The organism is Vibrio sp. Vb0598, assembly GCF_033338935.1.
In the GTDB taxonomy this organism is placed as follows: Bacteria; Pseudomonadota; Gammaproteobacteria; order Enterobacterales; family Vibrionaceae; genus Vibrio; species Vibrio alginolyticus.
Window position 1 is genome coordinate 24,187 of the sequence record NZ_JAWOTP010000031.1, and the last position, 14,219, is coordinate 38,405.

At 46.0% G+C, this 14,219-nt stretch carries 13 protein-coding genes, 1 tRNA gene and 1 riboswitch; of the genes, 3 read left to right on the plus strand and 11 right to left on the minus strand.

Features of this window, described 5'->3' with window-relative positions; all coding sequences use genetic code 11:
- The first annotated feature begins 4 nt into the window (after nucleotides 1–4).
- The gene (locus R7Q38_RS21615) at nucleotides 5–460 is read left to right on the plus strand and encodes a DoxX family protein (protein ID WP_005378784.1); all 456 of its coding nucleotides are present in this window, start codon (nucleotides 5–7) and stop codon (nucleotides 458–460) included.
- A gap of 31 nt (nucleotides 461–491) precedes the next feature.
- Here R7Q38_RS21615 and R7Q38_RS21620 read toward each other — a convergent pair whose 3' ends face one another.
- Together R7Q38_RS21620 and R7Q38_RS21625 are read right to left on the minus strand one after the other, a co-directional pair.
- Entirely contained in the window at nucleotides 492–773 is a 282-nt protein-coding gene (locus R7Q38_RS21620; RefSeq protein WP_005378786.1) for a hypothetical protein, read from the minus strand.
- Nucleotides 774–864: 91 nt separating this feature from the next.
- On the minus strand, nucleotides 865–2,058 hold the full coding sequence (locus R7Q38_RS21625; protein WP_225474233.1) for a multidrug effflux MFS transporter: 1,194 nt from the start codon (nucleotides 2,056–2,058) through the stop codon (nucleotides 865–867).
- A gap of 107 nt (nucleotides 2,059–2,165) precedes the next feature.
- On the opposite strand from R7Q38_RS21625, the gene R7Q38_RS21630 reads away from it, so the two are divergent.
- Nucleotides 2,166–3,107, plus strand: coding sequence for a LysR family transcriptional regulator (locus R7Q38_RS21630; RefSeq protein ID WP_005378791.1), 942 nt, complete (start codon nucleotides 2,166–2,168; stop codon nucleotides 3,105–3,107).
- 203 nt (nucleotides 3,108–3,310) lie between these two features.
- Complete coding sequence (locus R7Q38_RS21635) at nucleotides 3,311–5,101, plus strand: aminopeptidase P family protein (RefSeq protein ID WP_239938873.1); 1,791 nt, start codon at nucleotides 3,311–3,313, stop codon at nucleotides 5,099–5,101.
- A 122-nt stretch (nucleotides 5,102–5,223) separates the two neighbouring features.
- Here R7Q38_RS21635 and thiH read toward each other — a convergent pair whose 3' ends face one another.
- From thiH to R7Q38_RS21680, 9 genes are all read right to left on the minus strand, one after another.
- The gene (thiH, locus tag R7Q38_RS21640) at nucleotides 5,224–6,336 is read right to left on the minus strand and encodes a 2-iminoacetate synthase ThiH (RefSeq protein ID WP_239932478.1); all 1,113 of its coding nucleotides are present in this window, start codon (nucleotides 6,334–6,336) and stop codon (nucleotides 5,224–5,226) included.
- A 34-nt stretch (nucleotides 6,337–6,370) separates the two neighbouring features.
- Nucleotides 6,371–7,138 carry a thiazole synthase gene (locus tag R7Q38_RS21645; RefSeq protein ID WP_239938875.1) on the minus strand — a complete coding sequence of 256 codons (768 nt, stop codon included), beginning with the start codon at nucleotides 7,136–7,138 and terminating at the stop codon, nucleotides 6,371–6,373.
- A 5-nt stretch (nucleotides 7,139–7,143) separates the two neighbouring features.
- On the minus strand, nucleotides 7,144–7,398 hold the full coding sequence (thiS, locus tag R7Q38_RS21650; RefSeq protein WP_005378804.1) for a sulfur carrier protein ThiS: 255 nt from the start codon (nucleotides 7,396–7,398) through the stop codon (nucleotides 7,144–7,146).
- 38 nt (nucleotides 7,399–7,436) lie between these two features.
- Entirely contained in the window at nucleotides 7,437–8,210 is a 774-nt protein-coding gene (locus tag R7Q38_RS21655) for a HesA/MoeB/ThiF family protein (protein WP_239938876.1), read from the minus strand.
- A complete protein-coding gene (locus tag R7Q38_RS21660) occupies nucleotides 8,197–9,612 on the minus strand; it encodes a thiamine phosphate synthase (RefSeq protein ID WP_239938878.1) in 1,416 nt (471 codons plus the stop codon). The genes R7Q38_RS21655 and R7Q38_RS21660 overlap by 14 nt, the downstream gene beginning before the upstream one ends.
- Nucleotides 9,612–11,552 carry a phosphomethylpyrimidine synthase ThiC gene (gene thiC, locus R7Q38_RS21665; protein ID WP_005378810.1) on the minus strand — a complete coding sequence of 647 codons (1,941 nt, stop codon included), beginning with the start codon at nucleotides 11,550–11,552 and terminating at the stop codon, nucleotides 9,612–9,614. The genes R7Q38_RS21660 and thiC overlap by 1 nt, the downstream gene beginning before the upstream one ends.
- A 163-nt stretch (nucleotides 11,553–11,715) precedes the next feature.
- Nucleotides 11,716–11,814: riboswitch (TPP riboswitch) on the minus strand.
- Between the two features lie 60 nt (nucleotides 11,815–11,874).
- Entirely contained in the window at nucleotides 11,875–12,258 is a 384-nt protein-coding gene (gene crcB / locus R7Q38_RS21670) for a fluoride efflux transporter CrcB (RefSeq protein WP_005378811.1), read from the minus strand.
- 123 nt (nucleotides 12,259–12,381) lie between these two features.
- Complete coding sequence (locus R7Q38_RS21675) at nucleotides 12,382–13,764, minus strand: multicopper oxidase family protein (RefSeq protein ID WP_213886957.1); 1,383 nt, start codon at nucleotides 13,762–13,764, stop codon at nucleotides 12,382–12,384.
- 244 nt (nucleotides 13,765–14,008) lie between these two features.
- Nucleotides 14,009–14,085, minus strand: a tRNA-Trp gene (locus R7Q38_RS21680).
- Nucleotides 14,086–14,219 lie beyond the last annotated feature (134 nt).

Consider the following 14,219-nt stretch of genomic DNA (forward strand, 5'->3'; position numbering starts at 1 on the left):
CTCTATGACGGATACGGTTAAAAACTTAGTGAATCGGTACGACGATTTAATCAGTACCCTACAAGCTGGCTTTGTCCCTTTACTACTTCTCTTTTGTCGCTTGTGGGTAGCCTGGGTGTTCTTCAATTCAGGACTAATCAAAATCTCATCTTGGGATAGCACGCTGTACTTATTTGAGCTGGAATACCAAGTGCCAATCTTGCCATGGGAATTGGCGGCTTATTTAGGTACGGCTGCGGAGTTGGTTCTACCGGTGTTCTTGGCACTGGGATTGATTACCCGCCCGATGGCAGCAATGCTGTTTGTGTTCAACATCATCGCAGTGATCTCTTACCCACTGTTGTGGGAGAAAGGTTTTTATGACCACCAACTTTGGGGATTGATGATTCTTATCGTAATCGTATGGGGGCCAGGACCGCTGTCTTTGGACCACATCCTGAAAAAGAAAATGACGAGCTAAAAAAATCCCCGCATCATGCGGGGATTTTTTATTATTTATTCAAGTAAGCCAGTAGCTCTTCTGCTGAGATACCTTGCTGAGCGAGGTCTTTTGCCATCTGCTCGACTTGTTCATCTTTGCGTGACTCAATCACTTGCTGAAATTGGTACACGATATCACGCAAAATTGGCAGAGGTACTTGTTTCGCCGCACTACGAATACGCTCGGAGCTTTGATTACCCAGCTCATTAAGCAACTTGCCAAACATCACCTTTTCTGGTGAATCTTCCATTTGCTCTAGAATACGAGCCATTTCATACGTGGTTAACGACATTACTTTTTGAGTTCCGTTATGGTGTCAGGAAAAGTCTGAGTGACAAATATACACGCCTTACTTACATTGGAAAATACTAAATTACACTGATTTACGCTTTCGCAAAGCTCGAGTGCCAGTTCTTCCCTGCTTTTGTAAACAGAACGACCAACGCAGGTAATAGGACCCACATATGAATTGCGATCAAGGTTTGTGGATCCAGAGATAAGCGTTGCAGTGTACCCACCAACAAACCAGAGCCACTCATTTGGAACAATCCAAGCAGTGCAGCTGCCGTGCCCGCCTTATCACCAAACGGTTCTAACGCTTTCCCTGCCGCTGCACCCAGAATGAATGCAAAACCTACAGAAGACATAAAGATAGGTAACATGAAAGAAAGCGCGGTATTCTGACCATTCATCACTAGCATGATCACACCTGCGAGACCCAGAGTTGAGATCCCGGTGATCAAGGTGTTGTGAGTTCCAACGCGCTCCATAAACTTAGGCGCCAGCATACATGCCGCAATGTTTATCACCGCATTCACACCAAACCAGAAAGTGAATTCATTCATCGACAGCCCCATCCCCGTCATCAATACCGACGGTGCGGAGGTAACGTAAGCAAGAATAACCGCCATCGCCATCAAGCATAATGACGCATGGAAAACAAAAGATGGTGTGCTAAGCACTGCCCAATACCGACTAAGCTTAAACACGGCTTGCTTTTCTGTTGACGGGTTAGTCTCTTTCATCATGAAAAACATCAATGATCCAGACACCACAGCAAAACCCGCCATAAAGCTAAAGTTAGCACGCCAGTCAAATTGCTGAGTTAACCAGCTACCTAGAATTGGAGCTAAAGCAGGAATGAAACAAATCGCACCGTTAAGGTAGCTGATCATTTTGCCGCTTTTTTCCGGGCCAAAGATATCGCGAACTGTTGCAAAGGCTGCTACCGATGTCGCACACGCACCTAAGCCTTGTAGCAGTCGGGAAACCAACATCCACTCAATATTTTGAGCACTCCACGCCAATAAAGCGCTCATCGCGTAAATGGTGATACCGCCCAATGCAACAGTTCGACGTCCGAGTTTATCTGCTAGGGGACCTGCGAATAGCTGACCAACACCCATAGCAAATAAGAACCAAGTGATCGTGTCTTGTGCTAGCGCATTATCGACCTGAAAAGTGGAAGCAATAAGAGGTAAAGCAGGTAGATAAATATCAATCGCTAAAGGACTAAAAAGAACCAAAAGGGTCAATAACGCCATCTGTTTTTTACTATTAGAAAACTGGCTAGACACACAACACTCCGAATTGGATAAAGAACTTTGGGTAAAGCTTAATCATCTGATGATATGAATGGAAATGATGTATAATCATGAGCATTATTCCTCAGAGGAAATTCATTGTGAATGTCGAAAAACTGGCTCGTATCGATTTAAATCTATTGGTCTGCTTTAAAGTGCTGATTGAAGAGTTAAACGTTACTCGTGCGGCCCACCGATTGTGCTTAAGCCAATCTGCCGTAAGTAAATCACTGGCTAAACTGCGCATTCAATTTGATGACCCTCTTTTCACTCGAAACTCACATGGATTAACACCTACGCCGCGCGCATTGTTTCTTAAACCGAAACTGGATCTGTTGATAAATCAGTTAGAAGTGCTGACTCAACCCGAAGAGTTTTCTCCGCAAAGCAGTGAATACCGTTTTCAAATAGCAGCGGTAGAGAGTGTCTACCCTCTCATTCTACCCCATTTCTTACCGGCGATTTTTCAACAAGCACCTGGCGTGACAATTAGCACACACCCGTGGTCGGATAATACATTTAAAATGCTTCAACGCGGCGAACTGGATTTAGGCTTAACTGGAAAAGATATCGATATAAACGATGCCAAGCTGACTCTTCAACCACCCGATGACATTTGCGAGTTGGAAATTTATCGTGATTACCAAATGTGCATTATTCGCAAAAACCACCCTGCGCTAAAACAACCTTGGAATCTGGAAGCCTATCTCGCCCTACGCCATGTACAAGTACGTTGTGATGGCAACGACCGTTGGTTGCTGGATTATCGCCTTGCAGATATTGGCGCCGACCGCGATATTGCCGTCACTGTGCCCGACTTTAACAGTGCCGCAAGTTTATGTTCATACACCGACTTTATCTTTACTGCGCCAAGTCATTTTGTGCAACTTGCGGCCAAACAGCTTGATTTGGTCGTGCTGCCACTACCGTTAGAATTCCCACCTATGGCTTACACTTTATTCTGGCACCGAGACAGAGAAAACGACCCTGCATTAGGCTGGCTACGTACGATGATCACACAAAAAACCGATCACCTTAGATAAAAACACCGCGCTCAATTTGCGCTTAGCGGCTAAAATGAGTAGCTTAACTGTCGTAGTCCTTTTTGGCTCATCTATGGCCTAGTTGTACTCCGACTCTATTGAAGTGATTGCGAACCTCAATGGAATCGTAAACTGCATGAAGCAGATGGAAACAGCTCCCACACCTGAGCATGAAGGAGCGGTAATTTGAAGGAATAACACAGATGCACAACGATACCCAAAGCCGCGTGAATGCAATTCGCGAATGGCTAGCACAACATAATATTGATGCCCTACTTGTCCCTCATGAAGACGAGTACTTGGGTGAATACGTACCAGCGCACAACGAGCGTTTACATTGGCTAACTGGCTTTACCGGTTCTGCTGGTGCTGCGGTAATCACCAAAGACAAAGCCGCTATCTTTGTTGATGGTCGCTACACAGTACAAGTAACAAAGCAGGTTCCTGCTGATCTATTCGAATACCGTCACTTGATTGAAGAGCCTGCACTAGATTGGATTAAAGACCATCTTGCAAATGGCGCGTCTGTGGCAATCGACCCTCGCATGCACAACGCTGCTTGGCTAGACATGGCACAAGCAAAACTTGCAGGTGCCCTTGAGCTTAAGATTCTCGATAGCAACCCAATTGATGAACTGTGGCACGACCGCCCTGCTCCTGTGGTTTCTGATGTTCGCCTAATGGCAACAGAAACAGTTGGACAATCAAGTGAAAGCAAACGCCAAGAAATCGCAGAGCTCGTGAAAAAAGCCGGTGCAGACAGCGCAGTGATCACAGCACTTGATTCTATCTGTTGGTTGCTCAACGTTCGTGGTCTAGATGTCTCACGTCTACCAGTTCTGCTTTCTCACGCGATTCTGCACTCAGACTCAAGCGTGGAATACTTCCTAGATCCTGCTCGCCTACCTGCTGAGTTTGACGCTCATGTTGGTGCCGGCGTGACGGTTCATCACCCAGAAGCATTGCAAGCACGACTAGAAAACCTAACTGGCAAGAATGTACTGGTTGACCCTGCGACAAGTAACGCGTGGTTTAAGCTGGTTCTACAAAACGCTGGCGCATCTGTGGTGAGTAAAGCTGATCCATGCCTAATGCCAAAAGCAGCAAAGAACGCAGTTGAAATCGCAGGCATGAAAGCATGTCATATCCGCGATGGCGTAGCGATGAGTAAGTTCCTGTCTTGGTTAGATGCTGAAGTCGCTGCTGGTAACCTGCATGATGAAGCGACGCTGGCAGACAAACTGGAAGCGTTCCGTAGCGAAGACCCGACACTTATGGATCTTAGCTTCGATACTATCTCGGCAGCAGGTGGCAACGCGGCGATGTGTCACTACAACCACGAGAACCAACCTGAACCTGGCAAGCTAGAACTGAACACACTTTACCTAGTGGATTCAGGCGGTCAGTACCTAGATGGCACGACAGACATCACGCGTACCATTGCGATCGGTCAGCCTTCACAAGAGATGATTAAACAGTTCACTCTTGCGCTAAAAGGTCACATCGGTGTTGCTCGTGCACGTTTCCCGAAAGGCACACGTGGTTACCAAATCGATACGCTAGCTCGTCAGCACCTATGGGCGGAAGGCTACGATTACGATCACGGTACTGGTCACGGTGTTGGTCACTTCCTAAGTGTTCATGAAGGTCCAGCAAGCATTTCGAAGAAGCAAATCGACGTGCCTCTAACAGAAGGTATGGTGCTATCAAACGAGCCAGGCTACTACCGTGCAGATGCGTTTGGTATCCGTATTGAAAACCTAGAGCTTGTTGTTGAAACCGCAACAAACGGTGACTTCCCTGTTCTGTCATTTGAGTCGCTAACACGCTGTCCAATCGACAAGCGCAACATCAATGTTGATATGCTAACTCGTCCAGAGCTTGCATGGTTGAATGATTACCATCAGAAGGTATGGGATGAGATCAGCCCACTTGTTGAAGGTGATGTGAAAGAGTGGCTTCGTCAAGCAACGCTACCTGTAGCACACAGCTAGAAGCTAGAAGCTAGAAGCTAGAAGCTAGAAAAAAGTAGAGGGTTGATGTTTTGCATCAACCCTCTTTTCTTTACTTATGTTTCACGTGAAACATAACGATGACCAGTAGCTTTATTTGCTGATTAACCAGAATACGCTGAGTGCCAATCTCGCCATACAGGGTCAAAGCCTTTGGCTCGAATCATATCTTCCACAGAACCCGCACTTCGCTCATCACTGATCTCAAACTGCTCGAGTTCAACATCATCCATCGCATATCCACCCGGCTGAGTTTTAGATGCAGCAGACATACTGGTGATGCCTAACGGTAATACATTGTCTCTGAACTTTGGTGATTCACGAGTCGATAATGACAACTCCACTTCTGGATTCAACAAGCGATAAGCGCAAATCAACTGCACAAGCTGTTTATCCGTCATGACTGATTTGGGTTGGAGCGCGCCCTTACAAGGACGTAAACGTGGGAAAGAAATTGAGTAACGAGTCTGCCAATATGTGCGCTCAAGATAGTCCAAATGCGCTGCCACATAAAAACAATCTGTTCGCCACTCTTCCAACCCTATTAAAGCACCAATACCGATCTTATCGATGCCCGCCTTTGCAAGACGATCGGGTGTATCCAATCGGTATTCAAAATCCACCTTATTGCCACGCAAATGGTGCTCGGCATACGTCGAAGGATGATACGTTTCTTGATAAACCATCACCGCATCTAAACCCAATGTCTTGAGCTCAGCGTATTCGTCTTGATCAAGTGGCTGCACTTCCATCGCCAAATAGTTAAAACGTTGCTTAATCATCGGCACCATTTCGCGAAAGTATTTCATGCCCACTTTGGTTTCGTGTTCACCAGTCACCAGCAATACGCTATCAAACTTCATGCGTTTAATGGCTTCAACTTCTGCAGCCACTTCGTCCCTATTCAAAGTACGACGCTTGATTCTGTTCTCCATCGAGAAGCCACAATAAGTACAAGCATTGGCACACAAGTTAGAGAGGTATAATGGAATGTAAAGCGACATGGTATTACCAAAGCGCTTACGAGTTGCCGAATATGACAGCTGCGCCATTTGCTCTAAGTACGCTTCAGCCGCTGGTGAAATTAGCGCTTTAAAGTCTTCCAAATCACGCTTGGGTTTATTCAATGCTCGCTCGACATCTTGTGCCGTTTTCGCGTAGATCGACATTGAAATGTCATCCCAATTCAGCTGCTTAAATTGTTCAACGAAGCTCATGTTTTCCTCGCTTAATAGCTAAACTAATCTAAGACTAAAGATCATCTAGGAATGACGTCAGTGGACTCGACGCAACCGCATGAGAAACCTTACCGGCAAGTCCAGCTTCATAAGCCATACGCCCGGACTCTACCGCCAACTTAAATGCCTTCGCCATCGCAACGGGATCGCTCGAAGCTGCAATCGCTGTATTGACGAGCACGGCATCCGCGCCCATTTCCATCGCACGCGCGGCATGTGAAGGAGCACCAATACCCGCATCAACAACGACAGGAACATTAGCTTGGTCGATGATGATCTCTAGGAAATCGTGAGAAACTATCCCTTTGTTAGAACCGATCGGCGCACCTAATGGCATGACCGCTGCACAACCCACTTCTTCCAATCGTTTACACAGAACCGGGTCAGCATGGCAGTAAGGAAGGACGATGAAGCCTTCACGAACCAGTTGCTCAGCGGCTGCAAGTGTCTCAATTGGATCGGGCATCAAGTACTTCGGGTCTGGATGAATTTCCAGTTTTAGCCAGTTAGTACCCAACGCTTCTCGCGCCAGTTGTGCAGCAAACACAGCATCTTTAGCATTCTTTGCTCCTGATGTGTTTGGCAATAAGTTCACCCCCGCTTTTACTAGCGGCAGCAAAATATCGTCTTGTTGGTCATTCACATCCACACGCTTCAACGCCATGGTCGCAAGTTGAGAACCCGATACTTGAATCGCTTCTGCCATTAATCGACTGTTGGCAAACTTCCCTGTTCCCGTGAACAGTCTTGATTCGAATTCTTTATCACCAATTTTAAGCATCGACTTTAACCCCCCGCGATCGCTTGAAACAAAGAGATGCTATCTCCCTGTGAAAGAACTGTGCTAGCCCACTCACTGCGCGGCACAACATTGTTATTAATTGCAAAAACACAGCCCATTTCAGGCAGCGCAAATTGACTAATGATTTGCTGCAGATTTGACTCACTGGCAACTTGATGTGACTGGTCATTGATGACAATAGTGATCACATCTAAGTCAGCAGCTGTCATTTGTGTTGTTTGTTGTTCTGATAACGTCATTGCTTCCAACTCTCTTAATTCTGCCCATTACTCATAAACTAAATCTGAGCACACACTTGGCACTGTTTATCTTTACTTATCGCCATGGTTTGCCATTGCAGCTTCAATCCATCGAACAGGTGTAACTTGGCAGTCTCGACATGAAACTTTCCCGTCGCCAGTTTTTGAATTGCCGCTATCGCTTGGTAGTTGCCAAGTGTGCCCACCACCGGACCGACGACACCGCTCTCACTGCACTTTTGCGTTTGCGGTAATTCGTCAAACGGATACAAACAGCGGTAACAGGCTTTACTCTGCGCTTCTTGTTCACTTGGTGTTTGATAATCAAAGACAGCGAATTGCCCTTGCCAACCAATTGCCGCCGCCGAGATGAGCGGTGTATTTTGCTCGAAACAAACTTGGTTAATGAGCTGGCGCGTTGGCATGTTATCGGTGCAGTCAAGCACCACATCCGCTAGCATCACCTCAAGCTGAAGCTGTGCTTTGTCCAATCGCTTATTGAGAGCACGAATTTGAACCATAGAATTAAGTTCAGTCAGTTGCTTTGCAGTTGCTTTTGTTTTCGCAACTTGGAGGTCTTGTTCACGATAAATGATCTGACGTTGTAGGTTACTGCTATCAACTTCATCGTCATCAACCACAACCAATTTACCAACACCCGCTGATGCCAAGTACAAACTCGCAGCACTTCCTAACCCACCACAACCGATGATCAGCACATGCGATTTGCTCAAACGCTCTTGTCCAATTTCGGCAATTTCAGGCAGAGCGACTTGGCGCTGATAGCGAAGGAACTGCTTATCCGTGAGCATGCTCGCCTCTCTTGTTATGCGCCAATTCACTATTCTGATCAGTAAACGTTAGCTGTCTTTCCTTCATCAGTTGTGCGAAGAACTCGATGACGGACTGAGGTGATTCTGCCAACGTAATAGCTCGCACAACTGCCAAACTAGAAACACCCGTGTGCCAAACTTGGTCTGCATTAGATTGGTCAATGCCACCAATCGCGACCGTCGGAAAGCCAAGCACATAGTCACTACCTGCTTTGTCTTTTGCGGGACGGAAAGCAGCCTCTGTATTTGTATAAGGAATGCTATCAATCAGCTTTTGATATAGAGCCAAGCGCACCAAACCTTGTGGTTTCGATGGCATCTGTTTAGTGGTGGTTGGGAAAATATGCCCTAGCGCGATGTAACTAGGATGAATTTGTACGATGCGCAGTAGCTCATAATAACCATGCGTAGAAAGACCAAGACGAATGCCGGCTCTAGTTATCTGAGCCAAATTCGATTCTTCTATGTCTTCTTGTCCTAGGTGAACGCCATAAGCGCCATGCTTGATTGCCAACTGCCAATAGTCATTGATGAACACTTGTGCTTGATACTGACGACCTAGCTCAATTGCTCGAATGATCTGTTGTTCTAAATCGGCTTGTTGTGGGTTCTTGATTCGCAGTTGAATAGTGTTGATGCCTAATGGCAGTAGACGCTCAATCCAAGCAACATCATCAACGACTGGATAGAGCCCTAGACTTTGCTTAGTTAGAGTTGGAAAGCTAACGCTCTCACCTTGTGCAGACCAACCAACTTGAATATCGAGTCGGTTATCCTCCAGTACAGGTGTGGGGAAATCATCAAATTGGTCAGCCCACTGAGTAGATCTTCCCTCACCAAGGTTGTCATTCAACAGTGTTTCACGTGAAACATTCGCTTGTTGAGTTAGGATTCCTCGAGCAAGTGTTAACGCATCTTCGATAGGAAAATCGAGTACTGTCAGCGTTACTATCCAAGCAAGGTGATGTTCAGGATCGAACATTGCGTTGAATTTGGACTTAACGGAAAGCGCTCTCACTTCGTTGTTAATTGGGTGACGCCAGATATCAAGCTGAAACACTTTCTCCTTTTCATCGGATACCTGCGTATCAGCAATGCCAATATAAATCGCTTTCGACGGTTGCTTAGCACACGCTTCTACCGATAAAGCAGAGCGGTAATAGAGCACAAATGAACTCTCATTCTCAGAGTCATAATCATCAATGAGATCAGTCGTTATGTGTGTGGTCTGTTGGCCGCGAACAAGCTGAATAGATTGAGTTGGGCTCACACCCAACTCAATGTCTTCAATGCTAAAACCCTGTTCTTTCGCCAACAACAAACATTGCTGAACTAAACCTGTCAGTTCAATCAACGATGACGGAATAAGGATTTTGCTCATTAGTCACTCACCTCGGCATGTGCTGCTGGGTGGTATAGCTCAGAACCTGACTCTCTAAATTCTTGCGATTTCTGACGCATCCCCTCAAGAGGGTCATCCAGCATTTTGATTGAGATAGCTTGGTCCGCAGCAACTTGCTCTGTGTCTTTCGCATATTCTCGAACCTCTTGCGAGATCTTCATCGAGCAGAACTTTGGCCCGCACATCGAACAGAAGTGAGCAACTTTTCCAGACTCTTGAGGCAAGGTTTCGTCATGGAAAGCGCGCGCGGTATCTGGATCGAGTGACAAGTTGAATTGGTCTTCCCAGCGGAACTCGAAGCGAGCTTTAGAAAGCGCGTTATCACGAACTTGTGCACCAGGATGTCCCTTCGCCAAATCCGCGGCGTGCGCAGCAAGCTTGTAAGTTATCATGCCTACTTTCACGTCTTCTTTGTTTGGTAAACCAAGATGCTCTTTAGGAGTGACGTAGCAAAGCATCGCACAGCCATACCAACCAATCATGGCTGCGCCAATACCTGAAGTAATATGGTCGTAACCAGGAGCGACATCTGTCGTCAGCGGACCAAGCGTGTAGAAAGGAGCTTCATGACAATGCTCTAGCTGCTCTTCCATGTTCTCTTTGATCATGTGCATTGGAACATGACCAGGACCTTCGATTATCACCTGTACGTCGTATTCCCACGCTATCTTGGTCAACTCACCAAGAGTGCGAAGCTCTGCAAATTGCGCTTCGTCGTTAGCATCGGCTACCGAGCCAGGGCGCAGACCATCACCAAGAGATAGTGCGACATCGTACTTAGCACAGATTTCACAGATCTCTCGGAAGTGGGTATATAAGAAGCTTTCTTGGTGATGCGCTAAACACCATTTCGCGATGATAGAACCACCACGAGAGACGATGCCAGTAACGCGTTTTGCAGTCATTGGCACATAACGAAGTAGTAAACCGGCATGGATAGTAAAGTAGTCAACGCCCTGCTCTGCTTGCTCAATCAGGGTATCGCGCATCACTTCCCAGTTAAGGTTTTCCGCAACACCGTTCACTTTCTCAAGCGCTTGGTACATTGGCACGGTACCGATCGGAACCGGACTGTTACGTAGAATCCACTCGCGAGTTTCGTGAATATTGCGTCCAGTAGAGAGATCCATAACGGTATCGCCACCCCAGCGCGTCGCCCACACTAGTTTCTCTACTTCTTCTTCAATCGAAGAAGTGACCGATGAGTTACCGATGTTGGCGTTCACTTTGACCAAAAAGTTACGCCCAATGATCATTGGTTCGGATTCTGGGTGGTTGATATTAGAAGGGATAATAGCGCGACCTTCGGCGACTTCTTTACGCACAAACTCTGCAGTAATGTCCTTTGGTAGGTTCGCACCAAAGCTTTGACCCGGATGCTGTTGATTCAGCACTTCATCGCGATACTTGGCACGCCCCATGTTTTCACGCAGCGCGATATATTCCATTTCTGGGGTTATTATACCTTTGCGAGCATAGTGCAATTGGGTCACACAATGGCCATCTTTGGCACGTCGAATACGTGGTAGATTACCGTAACGAAGATCGTCTAGTGTTTCGTCTTCTAAGCGTTCTTTGGTGTACACCGAGCTTACTTCATCAAGTAGCTCAGTATCGGCACGCTCTTCAATCCACCCTTCTCTCAGCTTAGGTAAGCCGCTATAGAGGTCTATGGTGTGCTCTGGATCTGTGTATACACCCGAGGTATCGTAAACGCGTACTGGCTCATTAGGCTCGAAAATAGGCGCTTCTTTTGTGCCTCCAATAAGGCTATCAGCGAGTGATATTTCACGCATTGGCACACGAATATCTGGACGTGAGCCTTCTACGTAGACTTTGCTTGAATTGGGGTACGGTTGTACCGAGAGTGTATCAATGAACTGTTTTGCTTCCAGTCTCGCTTGTTTGCGACTCGACATAGCATTTTTCCTTGCTTTGTTATACTAGATAAAAAGTAATTGGATAAAAATGCTTGGCGGATAGATGCGACAAGAGGAGTCAAATTAAGGCTAGTTAAAGCTTACGATATTTGCCTGTAACAACATTCGACTTTTGATAGATCAACCAGAAAGAACTCCGGTGTGAATATCTTCTCTTGTTCCCTTCGCAGATTCTAATCTGATCAGGTTCAACGGATCCCGAATTAACGGTCTCAGCCTTATGGCACTCCGACAAGTGATGTCAGTATATAAAAACGGCTTGGTGAAACCAAGCCGACCTGTTCAACTTTTAACTACTTTGCTAGCTGCGCATCAATAATTGAAAGCCTATCCACGCAGCTGAAATACTTAACACGACATTCAACAATACGTTCAACCCCATCTTAAAGAAAGCGCCCTGCTGCATAAGCAACACATTATCCATCGAGAAGGTGGAAAACGTCGTTAGTGCCCCTAAAAAACCCAAGCCAATCACTTGTCGCCAAGGTTCCGTTGCCAAAAGTTCATTATCGAAAGCTGCTATCAATAAGCCCATCATAAATGAGCCAACAACGTTAACGGTTAACGTACCATATGGAAAACCACGCCCCAATAAAATGACACAAAGTTCAGAAATTAAGTAACGAGAACATGCACCAAATGCACCACCCAATGCAATAAAACCCAAAACGGATAGTTGTCCCATAATTCCCCCAGAAAAGTTAATGGCGACATTGTAATCAAATTTACGGCAATAGTGATTATACAATCTTAGAATTCAGCAAAGTATAGCGCTTAAAACTTATCAAGATTTTAAAAGTTACAGGAGTCACTTTACTTCGATGTAACCCATCAAACCCGTCTTCATGTGTTCGATCACATGACAATGGTACATCCAACGTCCTGGGTTATCTGCAACAAATGCCGCTTTCGCACTGCCGTTATTTCCAAGCAAGACCGTATCGGTATGAAACGGTTCGTCGAGTTTTTTGCCATCTAACTCAAGAACCGTAAATGTGTGTCCATGAAGATGAATAGGATGATGATATTGGGTGACGTTCTTTAGGTTGAAGATATAGGTTTTTCCCATCTCCAATGTTGAAAGCGGCGCTGGAATATTATCTTTGCTCATTCCCTCCCAAGCCCGTTTGTTCATCAGCCAGAACTTAGGTATCGCTTTGCCCGATTTATCAGCAGGAGTGATCGCCCCCTCCCACTCAAACACATAATCGATTTGCTCTGCATTTTTCAAATCGAGAGCTGGCACAGGGTTGAGAGGTAATAAAGGCAGTTTCTGGTTGCTCGGCAAGTCAGACTCAACAACGTCAAACTCGCACAAAGGGAATGGGAAGCGTCCTTTCATTTGACGCACATAAACACGTGTTCCAGCCTTCGGAGCAATCAATCCGATATCTAACCTCATTCCCGGACCAATTTTGTGCTGAGTGAGCTTATAAGGCGCTTTAACAGGATTACCATCAATAGCAATAACCCAAGCCTCTGCACCTTCAATAGCGATCGGGTAAGTAATGGTATTATCGACATTAGCAATTCTTAATCGCGTAGTGGCATTCTGCTTCAGCGTATAAACAGGTTCATGCACACCATTGACGCTACTCCACTCTCCGGGAGTCCCCATACGAGCGCTCAAGCGCGGCACCATAAGGTTCTTCCACTGACCTAGTTTGTCTAAATGCCAATGCTTGAGGACGACTTCATGCTCTTCATCAAACTGAACCGGCTCTGCCTCTTCAACGACAATTAGCCCGACTAAGCCCATACCAAGCTGCTTCACACTATTCATATGTGGGTGATACCAAAATGTGCCCGCATCTGGTGGTGTAAATTCATAAACGAATGTTTCACCTGGCATGATAGGCTGCTGGCTCAAGAAAGGGACACCATCCATTTCAATAGGGATTCGCAAGCCATGCCAGTGGATTGTAGTCGGCTCTGAAAGCTTGTTAGTAAACCGAATTATAACTTTCTCGCCTTGGCGACAACGAATCACAGGCGCTGGAATCGAACCATTAAATGCGAGTACGTCTGTGTTAAACCCAGGGACCAATTCTGCAGTAGAAGGCTCTGCAGTGATATCGTATATATATTGCCCCTGCTTATTAGTGCTCCTAGATAGAGAACATGCAGGTAGAACGGCAAGCGCGGAGATTGCTAAGGATGATTGAAGAAAGCGTCGACGAGATATATCCATACATAGTTACTCATTAATCCAGATCGGTTGAGTGTAACTAAATATAAATAGTGATTCCCCTTTATTATTAAAATTTCGGGCCACTGATCATTACAGCTAACTGTAGTTTTGTTCGTTCAGTAGATTAAATGCTGCCAAAGTACAGCAGAAAGCCATACTTACGGGATAAGAGTAGAAATAAGCTGTAATAATGAGAAGAAACCAGATACAAAAAAGGCTCTGACCTAAGTCAGAGCCTGATATGTGGCAGGGGTGGAGAGATTCGAACTCCCAACACGCGGATTTGGAATCCGCTGCTCTGCCAATTGGAGCTACACCCCTATAGAATTTTCATATTCTAGATTTGACAAAACCTCGCATAAGCGAGGTTGTCGATATTAAGTGGCGGAGTGGACGGGACTCGAACCCGCGACCCCCGGCGTGACAGGCCGGTATTCTAACCAACTGAACTACCA